Origin of the sequence: Sporosarcina sp. P32b, assembly GCF_002743335.1 — a bacterium.
In the GTDB taxonomy this organism is placed as follows: domain Bacteria; phylum Bacillota; class Bacilli; order Bacillales_A; family Planococcaceae; genus Sporosarcina.
This window is the reverse complement of the sequence record NZ_PDZB01000004.1, coordinates 143,362-161,942: the sequence shown is the minus strand read 5'-3', so window position 1 is coordinate 161,942 and position 18,581 is coordinate 143,362. Positions and strand designations below refer to the sequence as shown.

The window sequence follows — 18,581 nt, the reverse complement described above, 5'->3', positions numbered from 1 at the left end:
AACTTGCATTTTGATACGATAGCCGCCATTTCCACTCCCATGGGAGAAGGAGCGATTGCCATCGTTCGTCTGAGCGGCGATGACGCATGGAAGATTGCAGACCGTATATTCCAGTCACCAGCGGCGAAACCACTCTGCGAACAACCATCGCACACAATTCATTATGGACATTTGCACGATCCCGCCACTGAAGAATTAGTGGAGGAAGTCATGGTGTCGATCATGAAAGCACCAAAGACCTTCACGCGCGAAGACATTGTGGAGATCAACTGTCACGGAGGCATCACTTCAGTCAATAGAGTACTCCAATTGGTATTGACAGAGGGGGCTAGATTAGCAGAACCCGGCGAGTTTACTAAACGAGCATTTCTTAATGGCCGGATTGATTTATCCCAGGCCGAAGCAGTTATGGATTTGATTAGGGCCAAAACAGATAAAGCCATGAACGTTGCACTCAATCAGATGGAGGGGAAACTATCTCACTTGATTGGTGAATTGCGACAGGCACTACTCGAAACGCTTGCACAAGTGGAAGTTAATATAGATTACCCGGAGTATGATGATGTAGAAGAAGTGACGATTCCTTTGATGATTGAAAAAGGAACGTGGGTAAAGAATGAGATCGATGAGTTATTGCGTACATCATCACAAGGAAAGATCTTGCGTGAAGGATTGTCTACCGTAATAGTAGGACGTCCGAACGTTGGAAAATCATCATTGCTTAATAGCTTAGTGCAGGAAAACAAAGCGATTGTTACTGATGTCGCGGGCACTACCCGTGATATTATAGAAGAGTATGTCAATGTCCGTGGCGTTCCTCTGCGTCTTGTCGATACTGCTGGAATCCGGGAAACGGAAGATATTGTCGAGCGGATTGGAGTGGAACGTTCAAGGAAGGTACTAAAAGAAGCGGATCTCATACTCTTAATGGTGAATAGTTCTGAAGCGTTAACAGATGAGGATGAGCGATTGTTTGAAGCCGTTGCTGGAATGGACATGCTTGTCATCGTCAATAAAACAGATTTACCAACAAAGATTGATCTGGAGCGAGTTTATGAAGTAGCAGGAAGAGATCGAGTTATTACTACTTCGATACTGCAAGAGCAAGGTATTACCGAATTGGAAGAAGCGATTGCTGCACTGTTCTTTGAAGGTTCATTGGAATCCAATGACCTGACGTATGTATCCAACGCGCGTCACATTTCATTACTAAAGCAGGCACGTAATACGATTGATGATGCGGTACAAGCAGCACAAGTAGGAGTTCCTATCGACATGATTCAAATAGACGTTACACGCACATGGGAAATTCTTGGTGAAATCATCGGAGATACCGTTCAAGATAGTTTAATTAAAGAGTTGTTCTCAAAGTTCTGCCTCGGAAAATAATGATTTTATAAATGGGAAGGATGAACGAACATGCCACAATTTGAAGCAGGCACGTTCGATTGTATCGTCATTGGAGCTGGACACGCAGGCGCAGAAGCAGCTTACGCATCAGCGAAGATGGGCGCATCGACACTAGTATTAACAATGAATTTAGACATGATTGCTTTCATGCCATGTAATCCTTCATTAGGAGGACCTGCAAAGGGTATCGTAGTGCGGGAAATAGACGCACTTGGCGGCGTGATGGCAAAGGTCATAGACAAAACACATATTCAAATGCGTTTATTGAACACAGGGAAAGGTCCGGCCGTGCGTGCTTTACGTGCACAAGCGGATAAAGTACTGTATCAGCAAGAAATGAAGCGGATACTGGAAGAAGAACCAAATATGACACTTCGTCAAGCAGTTGTCGAGAAATTGATCGTAGAAGATGACGAAATAAAAGGCGTAGTGACACAGATTGGTGCCATTTTCCGTGCAAAGACTGTCATTATTACAACAGGTACATTTTTACGCGGGGAAGTCATCATCGGAGATCTCAAATACTCGAGTGGACCGAACAATCAAATGCCATCCATTAAACTGGCGGAACATTTGCAAGAACTTGGTTTACAGACGGTTCGATTTAAAACAGGAACACCGCCACGTATTAACAGCAATACGATCGATTACAGCAAGACAGAAATTCAGCCAGGAGACGATGTACCGCGATCATTCAGCTATGAAACGACTGAATTCATTACGGATCAGCTGCCATGTTGGTTAACGTATACAACTCCGGAAACGCATGAAATCATCAATGAAAACCTTCATTTATCTCCGATGTATTCGGGCATGATTAAAGGAAAAGGACCTAGCTATTGTCCATCCATTGAAGATAAAATTGTACGTTTTGCGGACAAGTCACGTCACCAGATTTTCCTCGAGCCTGAAGGTCGTAATACAAGAGAAGTATATGTGCAAGGATTGTCAACAAGTCTTCCCGAACATATACAGCATCGTTTAATTGCGAGTGTACCGGGGCTTGAGAAGGCTGAAATGATGCGTGCTGGCTATGCTATTGAGTACGATTCTATCATTGCAACACAATTATGGCCTACGCTGGAAACGAAAAAAATCAAAAACTTGTACACGGCTGGCCAAATCAATGGAACTTCTGGATATGAAGAAGCCGCAGCGCAAGGATTGATGGCGGGAATCAATGCTGCATGCAACGTACTTGGCAAGGAAGAGGTCGTTCTTGGACGTAGTGATGCGTACATCGGTGTACTTATCGATGATTTGGTCACTAAAGGTACAAGTGAACCCTATCGTCTCTTGACATCAAGAGCGGAATATCGTCTCTTGCTTCGTCATGATAATGCTGACATGCGCTTGACGGAGATTGGTTATCAAAACGGAATGATTAGTGAAGAGCGCCACACGAAGTTTTTGGCGAAGAAAGCACAAATCGACGCGGAGATTGATCATTTACGTAAAGTAACAGTGAAACCTACCGAAGAGATCCAGGAGATCATCGCCGCAGTGAATGGAACAGCACTCCGAGAACCAATGAAGGCGGCTGATTTACTGAAGCGGCCGGAAATGAAGTATAGCGAATTGTGTAAAGTGGTTCCACCTCTTGAAGAAATTAACGAAGAAGTGGCGGAACAAGTAGAGATATTCATTAAGTATGAAGGATACATCGAAAAGTCCATGCAGCAAGTGGCGAGAATGAAAAAGATGGAGAATAAGCGGATTCCAGAAAACATTGATTATGATGCGATTTCAGGCATTGCGAAAGAAGCAAAGGCAAATCTCAAAGAGGTACAGCCATTGTCGATTGCGCAAGCATCACGTATTTCTGGTGTCAACCCTGCAGATATCTCAATCTTGCTTGTCTATATTGAACAAGGGAAAATCGCAAAAGTATCCGGTTGAGTCTATGACTGGCGCTTAGTAGCGTCAGTCTTTTTGAAAAGGAATGAGAACATGACGGAACAACAGTTTTACGAAGCTCTGCAAGAGAAAGGCTTTGAATTGTCCGATACACAGAAGCAACAATTCAAACGCTATTTTGAAGTACTAGTTGAGTGGAATGAAAAGATGAACTTGACGGCAATTACAGATGCGCCGTCCGTATACCTAAAGCATTTCTATGATTCCATTACAAGTGCATTTTACGTGGACTTCACGAAGTATGAATCTGTTTGCGACGTAGGTGCTGGTGCAGGTTTTCCAAGTATCCCGTTGAAGATTATTTACCCACATCTCCACGTGACTATTGTAGATTCATTGAATAAACGTATTACATTCTTAAATCATTTGGCTGGGGAATTAAAGCTTGAAAATGTGGCGTTTGTCCATGCAAGAGCAGAAGAATTCGGTCGTAACCCGAAGTACCGTGAACAGTTTGATGTAGTAACTGCACGCGCGGTAGCACGGTTATCGGTATTGTCGGAGCTTTGCATTCCTCTTGCTAAACAAGGAGGGCTCTTTGTTTCTATGAAGGGTGCAGCTGCATCTGAAGAAATGAAAGACGCTACTCGTGCTGTAAAACTACTTGGGGCAGTTTTACAGAATGAACATGAATTCTTATTACCGGAAGAAAATAGTGAACGTCACATCTTTGTATTTGAAAAGAAAAAGCAGACACCTAAGAAGTATCCTAGAAAACCGGGCGTACCTAATAAAACACCGATTACAGCAGACTAACTGTGGGAAATGTTTCACGTGAAACAATTTTTTAGAAGAGATAAAAAGGGAATAGTTTCGAAAAGGTGGTGCAGAGGTTGAAAAGTACTTTTTCGCGTTTTTTTGGTGGGGGAGAAAAGATGACTACGATTGAAGAAGTGAAAGTTCATCATCTGGAGAAGGTAGCACAAATTGCAATTGATTCAATTACAGCGAATCAATATCAGCCACGGGCAATTTTTAATGAAGAAAAAATTGAAGAACTAGCTAGAACAATTCATACACATGGCGTTATTCAACCTATTGTCATTCGAACAAAAGATGACGGATCATACGAAATTATCGCAGGGGAACGAAGATATCGGGCGATGCGTAAGCTAGGTTGGACCGAAGTACCGGCAATTGTGCGGGATTTGGATGATAAAGAGACCGCCTCAATTGCTTTAATCGAGAACTTGCAGCGTGAAGAATTGACGGCAATTGAAGAAGCACATGCCTATGAACGTTTGTTAGAGCTACATGAATTAACACAAGAAGCATTGGCACAACGACTCGGTAAAGGACAGTCTACAATTGCGAATAAGATGCGTTTGTTGAAGTTACCTGAACCAGTTCAAACGGCAATTTTACAGAAAAAGATATCTGAACGTCATGCACGTGCATTGTTACCGTTAAAAGAACCAATTCTTCAGATGGAAGTGTTGGAAGAAATCAAAATAAATCAATATAACGTCAAAGATTTAGAAGCTAGGATTAAAGAAATCATGTACCCAACGGAATCAGTTGAGAAAGTGCAGCCTGCAAGAAGACGCGGGCCCCGACAAAAAGCCGTGAGTAAGGATGTTCGTATTGCGGTAAACACGTTGCGAGAATCTCTTGCACTGATATCTAAGAGTGGGATTGAAGTAGCATCTGAGGAAATGGATTCTGAAGAATACTACACCATTACGATAAAAATAAGTAAAAAGTGACGAATGAAAACTCTTGCTGATTTACTAGCAAGAGTTTTCTTATATATCAATAGAGTTCGTACAGTGAAGATGATAAACTGAAATAGACCACATAGAAGATATTCTTTGTCAGGTATTTCAAACATAGGAAGCAACCAGTAAAACTTTGGTATACTAGTAAGACAATCGAAATAGGAAAGAAAGCAGGTGCAAGAGTGGGTAAGATTATTGCTATAGCAAATCAAAAAGGAGGCGTCGGAAAAACGACGACTTCTGTAAACTTAAGTGCATGCCTTGCCCATTTAGGCAAAAAAGTGCTCTTAATTGATTCAGATCCACAAGGAAATGCGACGAGTGGAGTCGGTGTTAACAAAGGTGATGTACAAGACTGTATTTATAATATGTTAATTGATGATGTACCCGTACGTGACGTGATTCTGCCAACCGAAATTGAAAATCTCGAAATCGTTCCTGCCACCATTTCACTTGCAGGAGCTGAAATTGAGCTAGTTTCTACGATATCACGTGAGGTTCGTATGAAACACGCGATTCAAGATATTAAAGATGACTATGACTACGTCATTATTGATTGTCCTCCATCTCTTGGCCTTTTGACGTTGAACGCATTGACGGCTTCGGATTCAATCATTATTCCTGTACAGTGTGAATACTATGCGCTCGAAGGACTTAGTCAATTGCTCAGCACGATTCGACTGGTCCAGAAACATTTAAATGAATCACTTTATATTGACGGGGTATTACTGACGATGTTTGACGCTAGGACCAATCTAGGCATTCAAGTTATTGAAGAAGTAAAGAAATACTTCCAAGACAAAGTGTATAAAACGATCATTCCGCGTAACGTCCGTTTAAGTGAAGCACCGAGTCATGGTAAACCAATTATATTATATGATCCACGATCTAAAGGTGCGGAAGTGTACTCAGAGCTGGCAAAGGAAGTGGTGGAGAATGAGTAAAGGTCTAGGTAAGGGTCTTAATGCATTATTTCCTCGTGAAACATTGGAAAAGGTAGAGCTTATTCGTCTGAAAAGCATTAAAGTTAATCCGTACCAGCCGCGTAAAGAGTTCAATGAAGTGTCGTTGAATGAATTAAGCGAATCGATTAAGGAACACGGTGTTCTGCAACCCATCATCGTGAGAAGTGTTGGTACACAGTATGAAATCGTTGTAGGGGAAAGAAGATTCCGTGCTTCCGAACTAGCAGGCAAAAAGGAAATTCCAGCTGTTGTACGTGATTTAACAGATGAACAATCAATGGAAATGGCTATTCTTGAAAACTTGCAGCGTGAAGACTTATCTCCTATTGAAGTAGCAGAGGCATACCAAAACCTAATGGAAAGTCTGAAGTTAACACAAGAGCAACTTGCCTTTAGATTAGGCAAGAGTAGACCGCATATCGCTAACCATATCCGTTTACTCGCGTTACCCGAGAAAGTTTTGAAAGACATTTCCCACGGAATACTTTCAATGGGACACGGTCGTACACTTCTTGGGTTGCGTAAAAAAGAGCAAATCTTGGCTATTGCCGAAAAGACCAAGACGGAAGGGTTAAATGTTCGTCAATTGGAGAAACTGGTTCAACAGTTAAATGAAGATGTTCCACGTGAAACGAAGAAGGAAAAGAAAAAAGATATATTTATTGAGGCACAGGAAAACACTCTGCGTGAACAATTTGGTACAAACGTAACTATAAAGAAGACGAAGAAAAAGGGCAAAATCGAAATCGAGTTTCACTCAGATGAAGATTTTGAACGTATTCTCGAATTATTGAACGCTGAGTAATGATACACAAACCTATTTTGCTTTCAATGCAAAATAGGTTTTATTCTTGAAGAGAACTTGGACGTGACTACATGATATTGTTTGGTTCACTGTTTAATGTATTGACGATTATAATCGGTACATTAATCGGAAGGTTTTTATATGGAATACCTGAACGAATGAAGGAAACCATCATGTACGGAATAGGGATGGCTGTAGTAGCAATCGGATTACAAATGACATTTGAAACAACACAAATTGTCATTGTCATTCTTAGTATTGTGATAGGCGCAATTCTTGGTGAATGGATTGATCTTGATCAAAAAGTTAACCAATTGGGGCACTGGATTGAAAAGAAGTTACCGGCTAAAAAAGAAGGGCAGGGAATAGCACAAGGATTCGTTACGGCTACGCTGTTTTTTTGCGTAGGTTCCATGGCTATCATTGGAGCTATTGATAGTGGGCTCCGCAACGATCATAGTGTGTTAATAATGAAAGGAATATTAGATGGATTCACTTCAATCATCTTTAGTTCCACATTAGGTATTGGTGTTGCATTTGCAGCAATTCCTCTATTAATTTACCAAGGTAGTATAACCTTTCTTTCCACCATACTCAGTCGGTTTGTTCCAGATGAACTAATGCAGTTATTTATTTCTGAAATGACGGCTACAGGTGGCTTGATGATTGCGGCTATTGGATTAAATTTAATCGGCTTGACGAAAATTCGGGTAGCCAACTTTATCCCAGGTATTGCGGTAGTTGCGGTCATCGTTACGATTGTATATGCTTTTTGAAGGTTGACGATGATGTGCTAATTGTAAGGCTCTACCAATCATACGACTCATTTCGAACGGTAGATGAAGACGAGTGCTTTGTAAAACTGCTTGCTCCATGAAGCCGCCTACGTTGACGATTCCTTTAACAGATACATCACCAACTAGGGGAAGTTCTTTTCCTACGGCTTTCCCTGGTGCAATCGGACCGCTATGAAACAATAGATCACCAACAGAGTCCTTTTTACTTAGACAGGCATCGATCGCCACTACAAACGCTTCGGGGTATAATGTGCTTGTGAGCTCCATACGTTGTTGTAGATTCAGAGCGTGTAGTGGCTCTTGTAACGTGCCGACTACTGTATAAGGGAAGAGACTTAGCTCTGACAAGTAGGAGCCTGTCAAAGGACCGAGAGAATCGCCAGTGGAACGATCAGTTCCGATGCAATAAAAAATGATTGGTTGTTGTTTAAATGGGATATGTTGCATGAAATAAGTGCTCAATTTCCACACGACACCGGTTTCTTTACTAGAAATTCGGTAATGATAAGAAGAGGGTTCGGCTGTATACATAGGGAGACACCAGTCCTTTGTGTTATATTTACGCTGAAATTCATACTGCGCATGTATTGCTGTGCAGTATATCCTGAGGGGTAAGGGTTTATACGAAAGGAGGATTTCTTTCAATGGCATCTACTTCTGCTACAGAAGAAGCGAAAGAAAGCCTAAAAGGTTTAGAAGCAGCAATTCAACAAGTAAAAGATACGATATTCAGTGCTGACTTTTGGCTCTCTACCGGAATTTTTGCTATTCGCATTCTCTTGATTATTGTGGTGGCAGGCGTGGTAGTAAAAGTAGGGCAAGTATTAATAAGGCGATTCTTCGCTATTAAGTTGAAAAGTCCGATGCGCAAAACAGAACGACGTGAAAAGACCATGATCAAACTTTTAGAAAACGCATTGAAATACATTGTCTATTTCTCCGCTATACTAGCCGTTCTGACAGAGTTCAAGATAGACGCAAAAGGTCTACTTGCAGGTGCAGGTGTACTAGGTCTAGCCGTCGGTTTTGGTGCCCAGAGTTTAGTAAAGGACGTCATTTCTGGTTTTTTCATTATTTTTGAAGATCAATTTGGAGTCGGCGACTATGTGCGTATTAATTCAGGTGAAGGTACGGTTATGGAAATCGGTCTTCGCACAACGAAAATTGCATTATATGGTGGCGAGTTATATACAGTACCTAACGGTCAAATAGGTGAAGTCGTCAATTACTCCGTCACGAATTCCATGGTTTTGCTTGATCTAGCATTATCCTACGAAACAGATATCGACCACGCAGAGGAATTAATCAAAGGATTCCTTGGGAAATTACCGAGAGAGCGCTATTCAGAGGTGATCGGCGTACCGGAAGTGTTGGGCGTACAAAGTATGGAACCATCAAGGATCTTGCTGCGTATTGCCGCGGAGACTGAGCCGGTTGCTAATTTTAACGTAGGTCGTAAACTTCGACAGGACTTAAAGAAATTCATGGATTTGAATGGAATTGAAATGCCTTATCCACGAATGGTAATACGTGAAGAACATAAGGAAGGGGATTCATACGATGGCGGACAAAGAGTTTAACTTGCATGACGTGGTGGAGATGAAAAAACAACACCCATGTGGCACAAATGCTTGGAAAATCATCCGAATGGGCGCGGATATTCGAATAAAATGCGAAGGCTGTGGACACAGCGTCATGATCCCACGTAATGAATTTGCTAAGAAGATGAAAAAAGTTCTGCTGAAGAACGAGTCTTGAGAACACGTGGACAATACACCGCATTATCCTTATAATGAAGTGGTTGACTAACGAATAATGTAAGCTTTGGATAGATAAGAAAGGTGTGGGAATAATGGCGTTAACAGCTGGGATTGTAGGTCTTCCGAACGTAGGGAAATCAACTTTATTTAATGCGATAACAAAAGCAGGAGCAGAGGCGGCGAACTATCCGTTCTGTACGATTGACCCGAACGTAGGAATAGTTGAGGTACCAGATGAGCGTTTAGACAAATTGACTGAGCTCGTCACACCGAAAAAGACAGTGCCAACTGCATTCGAATTTACCGATATTGCGGGGATTGTAGAAGGTGCAAGTAAAGGTGAAGGTCTTGGTAACAAGTTCCTTTCACATATTCGTGAAGTAGATGCGATTTGTCAGGTAGTCCGTTGTTTCGTAGATGAAAACATTACACACGTATCAGGAAAGGTAAATCCAATCGACGATATTGAAGTCATTAACTTGGAATTGATCTTGGCAGATATGGAAAGTGTAGATAAGCGTTTAGCCCGAGTTTCCAAAATGGCGAAGCAAAAAGATAAAGAAGCGATGGTAGAAGAGCCGATTCTACTCAAATTACGTGATGCATTTGAAAATGCAATGGCTGCCCGTTCTGTAGAATTAACAGTTGATGAGTTGGATGTAGTCAAAGGCATGCACTTGTTAACGATTAAACCGATGTTGTATGTAGCGAACGTTTCAGAAGATGAAATTGCAGATGCAGATAACAATCCATACGTCCAACAAGTTCGTGATTTTGCAGAGAAGGACAATGCAGAAGTAATCGTAGTTTGTGCGAAAATTGAAGAAGAGATGGCGGAGCTTGAAGACGACGAGAAGGAAATGTTCCTTGAAGAGCTAGGCATCAAAGAATCCGGTCTTGATCAATTAATTAAAGCAACGTACAACTTACTTGGATTTGCTACGTACTTTACAGCAGGCGTACAAGAAGTTCGCGCATGGACATTCCGTAAAGGTATGAAAGCACCACAATGTGCCGGCGTAATCCATACCGACTTTGAACGCGGATTCATCCGTGCGGAGACGGTAGCATACGACGACTTAGTCGAGCACGGTTCCATGACAGCGGCAAAAGAGGCTGGTAAGGTCCGTTTAGAAGGTAAAGAATACGTCGTTAAAGACGGCGACGTTATGCTCTTCCGTTTCAACGTATAATACAAACAAAGGCTGATTCTCCTCGTGAGAATCAGCCTTTTTCTTGATTTGAAAGAGGTCTGGTTGAAGACCTGCAGAGGAAGTGAAAGAGTAAGTTAATGGGTGAGTACGAGGGGATTGCAACTCGGAAAAGCGTCCCCTCCGAAGCGCAAACCCCCATTCCAATCCTACTGCCAGCTTTTTTATTTTATTGAGCAGGATAAATATACAACTTAGGTAACTCCGGATCATCCTTCACTAGTGCATCATCCGGAAACTTCTTTAACTCCTTGTACATCGCAAAATCTCCTGCTGCTCCGCCGATTAGCATCGCACCTAACAGCAACAGTACGCCATCATTGAAATACAACGCAAGAATAGCAGGCAACACACCCGTCATCCAAAACGGTAACAATAATGCTTTGCGGATTCCTTTATTGTCCATCAACTGATCCGTGGTAGCGTAGGCAACACCCATCTTCAAATTGACACCATACGCCATGTTCTTCCACGGCACATTACAAAAAATACGAAAACCAAGCAAATGGAAAAACTCATGTATAACAATCAATAAAATGTATCCAACCAAAGTATAGACAACATACCACACCGAAAATGACATAGATAATCCTCCTTGTAGCAGACCACGAATTATCAAAAGTGCTATAAGCGGTAGGAAAGTGAGCCAAAGACTTTGCTTCGCTATTTTCTGTAAATCGAGCTCAACAATCACAGGCTGTTGTTCTTCCATGCGAAATCACCCCTTAATTCACTTAGTATAGTATATTGATGGTTGATATTCCAATTGAGATGTGATAGTATGTACTGATGTGAGTAATATTAAATTTACTTACTCCTTGCCCACTTGTAAAAGTAGGGCCCAAGTCCATAAGGAGGTGACTATTGATGAGAAAGTACGAAATTATGTACATTATGCGCCCAACTCTTGAAGATGACGCGAAAAAAGCGTTGATTGAACGCTTTGATACTGTCCTAACTTCAAACGGAGCGGAAATCATCGAGTCGAAAGAGTGGGGCAAGCGACGTCTTGCTTACGAAATCGACGACTTACGTGAAGGTTACTACCAATTAGTAACTGCTAACGCTGGTGCTGAAGCAATCGATGAATTTACACGTCTAGCGAACATCAACGAAGGTATCATTCGTCATATGACAATTCGTGTAGATGCGTAATCTGATATAAAATCTAATAAATTTATGATGAGGGAGGTTTGATTCTGAATGATAAACCGTGTCGTTTTAGTTGGCCGATTAACAAAAGACCCTGAGCTGAAGTATACACAAACTGGAATTGCTGTAACACGTTTTACACTGGCAGTGAACCGTGCGTTCGCTAATGCCCAAGGAGAACGGGAAGCGGATTTCATCACGTGTGTAGCTTGGCGTAAACAGGCTGAGAATATCGCGAATTACTTACGAAAAGGAAGTCTAGCCGGAGTGGATGGCCGTATACAGACGGGCAGCTTCGAAGGTCAAGACGGTAAGCGTGTTTACACGACAGAAGTTGTTGCGGATAGTACTCAATTCCTGGAACCAAGAAGTGCCAATACAGAACGTCAGCAAACGCCATCTTATGGTGGTGGAGCTCCTTCTTATAACGCACCTTCTCAAGACCAAGGACAAGGATACAATAACCAGCAATCCTACCAACCGAATCAGCAAAATATGACACGTGTTGATAATGATCCATTCCAGCCAGGCGGCGGTCCGATTGAAGTAACAGATGACGACTTGCCATTCTGATAGAACGGTTCATTTAATACGTAAATAGGAAGGAGGACAACAATTATGGCACCACGTCGTGGAGGTCGCAAACGCCGTAAGGTTTGCTATTTTACTTCTAACCACATTACTCACATCGACTATAAAGATGTAGATTTGTTGAAGAAGTTTATCTCTGAGCGCGGAAAGATGTTGCCTCGTCGAGTTACTGGTACAAGCGCTAAATACCAACGTAAATTGACGGTCGCAATCAAACGTGCACGCATCATGGCACTTCTTCCGTTCGTATCTGAAGAGCGGTAATATATAAACCGCCACTGACTGAGTTACTCAGTCAGTGGCGGTTTTTTATTTATCTGGAAAATCATACAATCCATAGTCCATTGCGCATCCACTTTACTGGAAACCGCAACTGCCTGTATTTTTGATTTCACGTCGAATCGTGATACAATTAGAAGGATGATTGCAGCTTTATATGAATTAAGGAATGCAACACTTTGTCCCTTTATAATCAATAGGTGGCAAAAGAAGCAGTGAATGAATTGGGGCGTGGATATGCAAGATCAAGCAAGTAGAATTACGTACGGTGCGATGATGGTAGCACTCTTCGCCATATTACTGGCAATGACTTTATACGTACCATTACTCGGCTTATTGACATTGTTACTCGTTCCATTGCCCATTACGATTTATCGTTTGCGCTATGACCGTGTCTCTACGCTGATGGTCGCGATGTGTACATGGCTTATCACATTATTGATTGGTGGCTTGCTTTCCATACCAGCAGCAATTGTCTTAAGTGCTGTTGGATTCGTTATCGGTGATACCGTACGAACAGGCAAGACGAAACTTTATGTATATATGGCAACCGGTGTCACATTGCTCATTTCATTGAGTCTATTGTATCTAGGCACTGTGTGGTTCATGAAAATCAACCCCATTGAACAGTTGATGCAACAATTTTCAGCTATACAGCAGGAAGCACTTGTCATTCTATCCGGAATGGGAAATTCAACAAGAGAAATTGAGCGAACTGTGGCCGAGGCATTTACGTATTACCAAACCATTGTGCCTTCTCTGTTCATCTTGTCTGTTTTTGTAACTGCCTACATGTTTGTTATGCCCATTTTGGCGGTTGCAACACGTTTACGTTTTGAAGTTCCTAAGTTTGCTTCCTTCCTTAACATGCGTCTTCCATTTGCAACGGTACTAGCCTATCTAGCATTACTGTTGATTTCCATTTTGTCGCAGCCGGAACAAGGAACGACGTTTTATCTAATGGAGGCAAATGCCATTCTCATCTTTAGATTCTTATTCTTCTTACAAGGTTTGGCGTTAATTTACTATGCATTGCGCAAGATGAAGCTTCCAATAATCGTCAACGTGCTAGCTACATTATTCGCCATGTTCCTCAGTCCCTTCACCGTAATGTTGGGTGTTTTGGATATCGCCATTAACATTCGTACATGGATAGATAAAGACAAGAGAGCGTAGGAGATGAGATATTGAATTTATTTTATAAAAAACGTGGGATACGAATTCCGTTAGCATTCTTGTCTCTACTTGGAGCGGTAGGTTCCGTACTACTAATGTTATTAAACTTTTGGGTAGGACTGTTTTTTGCAGTTGCTTATGCGCTTGCTCTAGGTACCGCTTGGAAAGTAGAGAATGAGAACTATCTGGAAACAGAGAAATATATTGAAACCTTATCCTACCGGATGAAAAGGGTAGGAGAAGAAGCGTTGCTGGAATTACCAATTGGGATTATTTTGCTGAATGATAAGCAATTAGTAGAGTGGGTCAATCCATTTATCAATTCGATATATCCCGACAAGACTTGGATTGGTTCACAGCTCTACGAAATGAATGAAGCATTTCGTCAAGTCATTAGAGAAGACAGTGAGCAAGATGTCATCGTATTGAATGATCGCTCGTACCGCGTGTACTATAAACCGGAAGAGAAATTGATCTATCTATTTGACGTAACAGAACGCTTAAAGATACAATCCCTTTACTATGCTGATCGAACGACGATTGGGATTTTATTGGTCGATAACTATGATGAATTGTCTCAGACAATGGACGACCAGACACGAAGCCAGATGAACTCACTCGTTACCTCATTGGTCAATCAATGGGCAGATGAATATGGGATCTTCGTAAAACGAATTTCTTCTGAGCGCTTCTTGGCTGTTTTCAATGAAGGTACACTAGAACTATTGGAGAAGACTAAGTTCGCGTTGCTCGATACGATTCGTGAGAACACATCTAAACACAGTGTTTCACTTACGTTGAGTATTGGGGTAGGGACAGGTACTACGTCGCTTACAGAGCTTGGTGAGTTAGCTCAGTCGAGCCTGGATCTAGTTCTAGGGCGTGGCGGTGACCAAGTAGCAATTAAACACCATGATGGGAAACTGAAATTCTATGGTGGTAAGACAAATCCTGTTGAAAAACGTACACGTGTACGCGCACGTGTCATTTCACACGCACTACGTGATTTAATCCAAGATAGTGACCGTGTGTTCATTATGGGTCATAAAATGCCTGACATGGATGCGATAGGTGCATCGATTGGTGTACGTAAGATGGCAAGGATGAACGGCGTTGAAGGCTATGTCGTCGTTAATTTTGATCAGCTCGATGCTAGTGTTAGCCGTTTGATGGATGAAGTACAGCAAGATGAAGAATTATATGACCATATGGTGATGCCTGAAGAGGCGTTGGAATTGATGACGGAGCGTTCGTTGGTCGTTATTGTCGATACACATAAGCCAAGTATGGTTATAGATGAGCGTGTACTGGATAAGGCCCAGAAGGTTGTATTAATTGACCATCACCGACGAGGCGAAGAATTCATTAATAACACCGTGCTCGTTTATATGGAGCCTTATGCATCTTCCACAGCGGAACTTGTGACGGAATTACTGGAGTATCAGCCAAAGAATGAGAAGTTGACAATGTTAGAGTCGACAGCGATGCTAGCAGGTATCGTAGTGGATACGAAGAGCTTTACACTTAGGACAGGTTCTCGCACATTCGAAGCCGCTTCCTATTTGCGAACGAATGGTGCCGATACCGTACTAGTACAGCGTTTACTAAAAGAAGATATTGCGACATATATTGAACGATCAAAACTAATTGAAACCGTAGAATTTGCGGGTAATGGAGATATTGCGATTGCGAGAGGTCTAGAAGATGTTGTTCATAGCTCCGTACTGATCGCGCAGACAGCTGATATCTTATTGACTATGCAAGGTATTTCCGCATCATTCGTCGTAGCAAAGCGTGATGATGGAAGAATTGGTATTAGCGCCCGCTCATTGGGCGAATTGAATGTTCAAGTCATTATGGAAGAGTTGGGTGGTGGCGGTCATTTAACAAATTCTGCTTGCCAGTTAAGTGTAGACACGATGGATGAAGCAATTACTATGTTAAAGGACGCACTAGATCAATACGTAGAGAGGGGAAATGAATGATGAAAGTTATTTTTTTAAAAGATGTTAAAGGAAAAGGTAAAAAAGGTGAAGTGAAAGAGGTCTCAACTGGATATGCACAAAACTTTTTATTGAAAAATAATGTAGCAGTTGAAGCGACTCCAGGTAATTTAAGTAAATTGCAAGGCCAGAAGGATCGCCAGAAAAAGGATGCAGCTGCAGAATTGGCAGAAGCTAAAGAATTAAAAGAGCAAGTTGAAAAGTTGACTGTAGAGCTACAGGCGAAAACGGGTGAAGATGGTCGTCTGTTTGGTTCTATTACGTCCAAGCAGATTGGACAAGCGTTAGAAAAGCAAAACAAAATTAAAGTAGATCGCCGTAAGATGGAATTACCTGAGCCAATTCGTGCACTTGGTTTTACAAATGTTCCGATCAAATTACACCCTGATGTAACAGCTACACTTAAAGTGCATGTTACAGAAGAATGATAAGGAGATAATAGCTTGAACCAGATGATCGAGCGCACACCTCCGCATAACAACGAAGCAGAGCAGTCGGTTCTTGGTGCAATATTTTTAGAACCACAGGCACTGATAACCGCATCTGAAATATTGATGCCGGAAGATTTCTATCGGATCGCGCATAAAAAGATTTTTGAAACTATGCTTGTATTGAATGACAGAGGTCAGCCAGTCGATTTGGTGACAATCGCCGAAGAGCTCAAAGTAAAAAATGAGCTCGAAGACGTCGGGGGCATTTCGTATATTACAGAGCTTGCCAACGCAGTTCCGACTGCTGCAAACATCGTCTATTATGCAAATATTGTTGATGAAAAAGCTTTGTTACGCAGATTGATCCGCGTTGCAACTGACATTGTGGAAGACGGCTACACACGGGAAGACGAAGTAGAAGCCTTACTTGGTGAAGCCGAGAAGAAAATGATGGAAGTGTCCAATCGGAAAAATGCGGGTGACTTCCGTCATATTAAAGATGTATTAGTGGAGACGTATGACAATATTGAATTATTGCATACACGTAAAGGTGATGTAACAGGAATTCCAACCGGATTCCGTGACTTGGATAAGATTACGGCAGGCTTCCAGCGTAATGACTTGATTATCGTGGCGGCTCGTCCTTCTGTTGGTAAAACCGCGTTTGCGTTGAACGTAGCGCAAAACGTGGCAACGAAGACAGAAGAGAACGTCGCGATCTTCAGTTTAGAGATGGGTGCCGAACAGCTTGTCATGCGTATGTTATGTGCAGAAGGCAACATTGACGCACAAGTACTGCGTACAGGAAACCTTGAAGCTGACGACTGGCGCAAGTTGACAATGGCTATGGGGTCGTTATCAAATGCAGGAATTTTCATTGATGACAGTCCAGGTCTGCGAGTGAATGAAATCCGTTCGAAATGTAGACGTCTGCAACAAGAACACGGTCTCGGTATGGTGATGATTGACTACATGCAGCTGATCATGGGAAGCGGCCGTGGCAGCGACAATCGCCAGCAAGAAGTATCTGAGATTTCCCGTTCATTAAAAGCATTAGCTCGTGAACTAAAAATCCCAGTCGTTGCGCTGTCCCAGCTATCACGGGGTGTAGAGCAACGCCAAGATAAGCGCCCTATGATGTCTGACCTTCGGGAATCAGGAAGTATTGAGCAAGACGCCGATATCGTCTCCTTCCTCTACCGGGAAGACTACTATGATAAAGAAACCGAAATGCAAAATATGATTGAAATCATTATTGCCAAGCAACGTAACGGCCCAACTGGTACGGTAACGTTAGCATTTGCAAAGGAATACAATAAATTCCTTAATATCGACTGGAGTCAGCACGAATCGCCTCCGTCTTATGAATAAAACAGCGCGCTCTTCTTCTACCACCGTAGAAAAGGACGCGCTGTTTTTTCATCGTTCCAAGCAAGCCGCCCCCATCTGAAAAAGTGCGATTTTACACAAATCGTGATAGAGTTAAAGGATATGGAAAGATATATTTCAGCTTTAGAATCAGGCTGTAACCATAGAAGAGATAGATTAGTGTTCCATGTACCACACAATTTCACATTACTTAATTTAGTCATGGAAAGAAAAAATAGCTGAAAATTTAATCGCCAATTACGGTGAGAAAGGAACAAATCATGCAAAATAAAACGATATTTATTGTAGACGATGAGAAACCCATCGCAGACATCATAGAATTTAATTTGAAAAAGGAGGGCTTTAACGTCTTTTGCGCATACGACGGTGAAGATGCTATCAACCGTGTAGAAGAGATCCAGCCAGACCTTATGCTACTTGATATCATGCTCCCTAAACGAGACGGCATGGAAGTCTGTAGAGAAGTACGGAAAAAGTATGATTTCCCTATTATTATGTTGACAGCCAAAGACTCGGAAATCGATAAAGTCTTAGGACTTGAACTAGGCGCAGATGATTATGTCACTAAGCCATTCGGCACAAGAGAATTAATTGCTCGAGTTAAAGCCAACCTGCGTCGTCACGCAAGAACTATAGCGGAAGACCAGGAAGAAGAAACAAACGATATCACGGTAGGTCAACTTGTTATCCAACCTGATGCATACTATGTTCAAAAGCGTGGAGTTACAATTGAACTGACGCATCGTGAGTTTGAATTACTGTATTACCTAGCTAAACATATTGGTCAAGTGATGACACGTGAGCATTTACTACAAACCGTATGGGGCTATGATTATTTCGGAGATGTACGAACAGTCGATGTAACGATTCGACGTCTTCGTGAAAAGATTGAAGACACGCCGAGTCATCCAAGCTGGATCGTCACGAGACGTGGTGTAGGCTATTACTTGCGCGATCCGGAACAGGAGTAAGCCTTT

At 42.0% G+C, this 18,581-nt stretch carries 20 protein-coding genes; 18 read left to right on the top strand and 2 right to left on the bottom strand.

Translation table 11 applies throughout. From position 1 onward, the window contains the following. Positions 1-3: 3 nt before the first annotated feature. From mnmE to CSV64_RS05325, 7 genes are all read left to right on the top strand, one after another. A complete protein-coding gene (gene mnmE / locus CSV64_RS05355; protein ID WP_099633751.1) occupies positions 4-1,389 on the top strand; it encodes a tRNA uridine-5-carboxymethylaminomethyl(34) synthesis GTPase MnmE in 1,386 nt (461 codons plus the stop codon). 30 nt (positions 1,390-1,419) lie between these two features. Continuing rightward, the gene (mnmG, locus tag CSV64_RS05350) at positions 1,420-3,309 is read left to right on the top strand and encodes a tRNA uridine-5-carboxymethylaminomethyl(34) synthesis enzyme MnmG (protein ID WP_099633750.1); all 1,890 of its coding nucleotides are present in this window, start codon (positions 1,420-1,422) and stop codon (positions 3,307-3,309) included. A gap of 51 nt (positions 3,310-3,360) precedes the next feature. After that, the gene (rsmG, locus tag CSV64_RS05345) at positions 3,361-4,083 is read left to right on the top strand and encodes a 16S rRNA (guanine(527)-N(7))-methyltransferase RsmG (protein WP_099633749.1); all 723 of its coding nucleotides are present in this window, start codon (positions 3,361-3,363) and stop codon (positions 4,081-4,083) included. Between the two features lie 77 nt (positions 4,084-4,160). After that, positions 4,161-5,033, top strand: a complete 873-nt coding sequence (gene noc / locus CSV64_RS05340) for a nucleoid occlusion protein (protein ID WP_099633748.1) — start codon at positions 4,161-4,163, stop codon at positions 5,031-5,033. Between the two features lie 194 nt (positions 5,034-5,227). After that, entirely contained in the window at positions 5,228-5,989 is a 762-nt protein-coding gene (locus tag CSV64_RS05335; RefSeq protein WP_099633747.1) for a ParA family protein, read from the top strand. Next, positions 5,982-6,815, top strand: coding sequence for a ParB/RepB/Spo0J family partition protein (locus CSV64_RS05330; protein WP_099633746.1), 834 nt, complete (start codon positions 5,982-5,984; stop codon positions 6,813-6,815). The genes CSV64_RS05335 and CSV64_RS05330 overlap by 8 nt, the downstream gene beginning before the upstream one ends. 71 nt (positions 6,816-6,886) lie before the next feature. Continuing rightward, the gene (locus CSV64_RS05325; protein ID WP_099633745.1) at positions 6,887-7,591 is read left to right on the top strand and encodes a DUF554 domain-containing protein; all 705 of its coding nucleotides are present in this window, start codon (positions 6,887-6,889) and stop codon (positions 7,589-7,591) included. On the opposite strand, the gene yyaC is transcribed toward CSV64_RS05325, so the two are convergent. Beyond that, entirely contained in the window at positions 7,502-8,143 is a 642-nt protein-coding gene (yyaC, locus tag CSV64_RS05320; RefSeq protein ID WP_099633744.1) for a spore protease YyaC, read from the bottom strand. The two genes, CSV64_RS05325 and yyaC, sit on opposite strands and share 90 nt — an antisense overlap. A 113-nt stretch (positions 8,144-8,256) precedes the next feature. Here yyaC and CSV64_RS05315 point away from each other — a divergent pair, with 113 nt between their 5' ends. The 3 genes from CSV64_RS05315 (at position 8,257) to ychF (ending at position 10,565) form a co-directional block, all read left to right on the top strand. Next, a complete protein-coding gene (locus CSV64_RS05315; protein WP_099633743.1) occupies positions 8,257-9,192 on the top strand; it encodes a mechanosensitive ion channel family protein in 936 nt (311 codons plus the stop codon). Continuing rightward, on the top strand, positions 9,173-9,370 hold the full coding sequence (locus tag CSV64_RS05310; RefSeq protein WP_083034454.1) for a DUF951 domain-containing protein: 198 nt from the start codon (positions 9,173-9,175) through the stop codon (positions 9,368-9,370). Before CSV64_RS05315 ends, CSV64_RS05310 begins: the two co-directional genes overlap by 20 nt. Before the next feature lie 94 nt (positions 9,371-9,464). Further along, positions 9,465-10,565: a redox-regulated ATPase YchF gene (ychF, locus tag CSV64_RS05305; RefSeq protein WP_099633742.1), complete on the top strand. Its 1,101-nt coding sequence runs from the start codon at positions 9,465-9,467 to the stop codon at positions 10,563-10,565. Between the two features lie 187 nt (positions 10,566-10,752). On the opposite strand, the gene CSV64_RS05300 is transcribed toward ychF, so the two are convergent. After that, complete coding sequence (locus CSV64_RS05300; protein ID WP_099633741.1) at positions 10,753-11,295, bottom strand: DUF3267 domain-containing protein; 543 nt, start codon at positions 11,293-11,295, stop codon at positions 10,753-10,755. A 155-nt stretch (positions 11,296-11,450) separates the two neighbouring features. Here CSV64_RS05300 and rpsF point away from each other — a divergent pair, with 155 nt between their 5' ends. From rpsF to yycF, 8 genes are all read left to right on the top strand, one after another. Next, positions 11,451-11,738 carry a 30S ribosomal protein S6 gene (rpsF, locus tag CSV64_RS05295; protein WP_029054372.1) on the top strand — a complete coding sequence of 96 codons (288 nt, stop codon included), beginning with the start codon at positions 11,451-11,453 and terminating at the stop codon, positions 11,736-11,738. Between the two features lie 48 nt (positions 11,739-11,786). Further along, positions 11,787-12,308, top strand: coding sequence for a single-stranded DNA-binding protein (ssb, locus tag CSV64_RS05290; RefSeq protein WP_099633740.1), 522 nt, complete (start codon positions 11,787-11,789; stop codon positions 12,306-12,308). Positions 12,309-12,353: 45 nt separating this feature from the next. Continuing rightward, on the top strand, positions 12,354-12,590 hold the full coding sequence (gene rpsR, locus CSV64_RS05285; RefSeq protein WP_029054370.1) for a 30S ribosomal protein S18: 237 nt from the start codon (positions 12,354-12,356) through the stop codon (positions 12,588-12,590). 234 nt (positions 12,591-12,824) lie between these two features. Next, on the top strand, positions 12,825-13,781 hold the full coding sequence (locus CSV64_RS05280; RefSeq protein ID WP_099633739.1) for a DUF2232 domain-containing protein: 957 nt from the start codon (positions 12,825-12,827) through the stop codon (positions 13,779-13,781). A gap of 11 nt (positions 13,782-13,792) precedes the next feature. Continuing rightward, positions 13,793-15,766, top strand: coding sequence for a DHH family phosphoesterase (locus CSV64_RS05275; RefSeq protein WP_099633738.1), 1,974 nt, complete (start codon positions 13,793-13,795; stop codon positions 15,764-15,766). Then, positions 15,766-16,212 (top strand): 50S ribosomal protein L9, encoded by a 447-nt coding sequence (gene rplI / locus CSV64_RS05270; RefSeq protein ID WP_099633771.1) that lies wholly within the window; start codon positions 15,766-15,768, stop codon positions 16,210-16,212. The genes CSV64_RS05275 and rplI overlap by 1 nt, the downstream gene beginning before the upstream one ends. Before the next feature lie 24 nt (positions 16,213-16,236). Next, complete coding sequence (gene dnaB / locus CSV64_RS05265) at positions 16,237-17,586, top strand: replicative DNA helicase (protein ID WP_369802918.1); 1,350 nt, start codon at positions 16,237-16,239, stop codon at positions 17,584-17,586. Positions 17,587-17,864: 278 nt separating this feature from the next. Beyond that, the gene (gene yycF / locus CSV64_RS05260) at positions 17,865-18,575 is read left to right on the top strand and encodes a response regulator YycF (protein ID WP_099633736.1); all 711 of its coding nucleotides are present in this window, start codon (positions 17,865-17,867) and stop codon (positions 18,573-18,575) included. Positions 18,576-18,581 lie beyond the last annotated feature (6 nt).

Coding starts and splice junctions, on each gene's coding strand:
- CSV64_RS05310 (WP_083034454.1), top strand. CDS start 9,173: ATGGCGGACAAAGAGTTTAACTTGCATGACGTGGTGGAGATGAAAAAA.
- rplI (WP_099633771.1), top strand. CDS start 15,766: ATGAAAGTTATTTTTTTAAAAGATGTTAAAGGAAAAGGTAAAAAAGGT.
- ssb (WP_099633740.1), top strand. CDS start 11,787: ATGATAAACCGTGTCGTTTTAGTTGGCCGATTAACAAAAGACCCTGAG.
- CSV64_RS05280 (WP_099633739.1), top strand. CDS start 12,825: ATGAATTGGGGCGTGGATATGCAAGATCAAGCAAGTAGAATTACGTAC.
- rpsF (WP_029054372.1), top strand. CDS start 11,451: ATGAGAAAGTACGAAATTATGTACATTATGCGCCCAACTCTTGAAGAT.
- rpsR (WP_029054370.1), top strand. CDS start 12,354: ATGGCACCACGTCGTGGAGGTCGCAAACGCCGTAAGGTTTGCTATTTT.
- yyaC (WP_099633744.1), bottom strand. CDS start 8,143: ATGTATACAGCCGAACCCTCTTCTTATCATTACCGAATTTCTAGTAAA.
- CSV64_RS05300 (WP_099633741.1), bottom strand. CDS start 11,295: ATGGAAGAACAACAGCCTGTGATTGTTGAGCTCGATTTACAGAAAATA.
- dnaB (WP_369802918.1), top strand. CDS start 16,237: ATGATCGAGCGCACACCTCCGCATAACAACGAAGCAGAGCAGTCGGTT.
- CSV64_RS05325 (WP_099633745.1), top strand. CDS start 6,887: ATGATATTGTTTGGTTCACTGTTTAATGTATTGACGATTATAATCGGT.
- rsmG (WP_099633749.1), top strand. CDS start 3,361: ATGACGGAACAACAGTTTTACGAAGCTCTGCAAGAGAAAGGCTTTGAA.
- yycF (WP_099633736.1), top strand. CDS start 17,865: ATGCAAAATAAAACGATATTTATTGTAGACGATGAGAAACCCATCGCA.
- CSV64_RS05315 (WP_099633743.1), top strand. CDS start 8,257: ATGGCATCTACTTCTGCTACAGAAGAAGCGAAAGAAAGCCTAAAAGGT.
- CSV64_RS05330 (WP_099633746.1), top strand. CDS start 5,982: ATGAGTAAAGGTCTAGGTAAGGGTCTTAATGCATTATTTCCTCGTGAA.
- mnmG (WP_099633750.1), top strand. CDS start 1,420: ATGCCACAATTTGAAGCAGGCACGTTCGATTGTATCGTCATTGGAGCT.
- ychF (WP_099633742.1), top strand. CDS start 9,465: ATGGCGTTAACAGCTGGGATTGTAGGTCTTCCGAACGTAGGGAAATCA.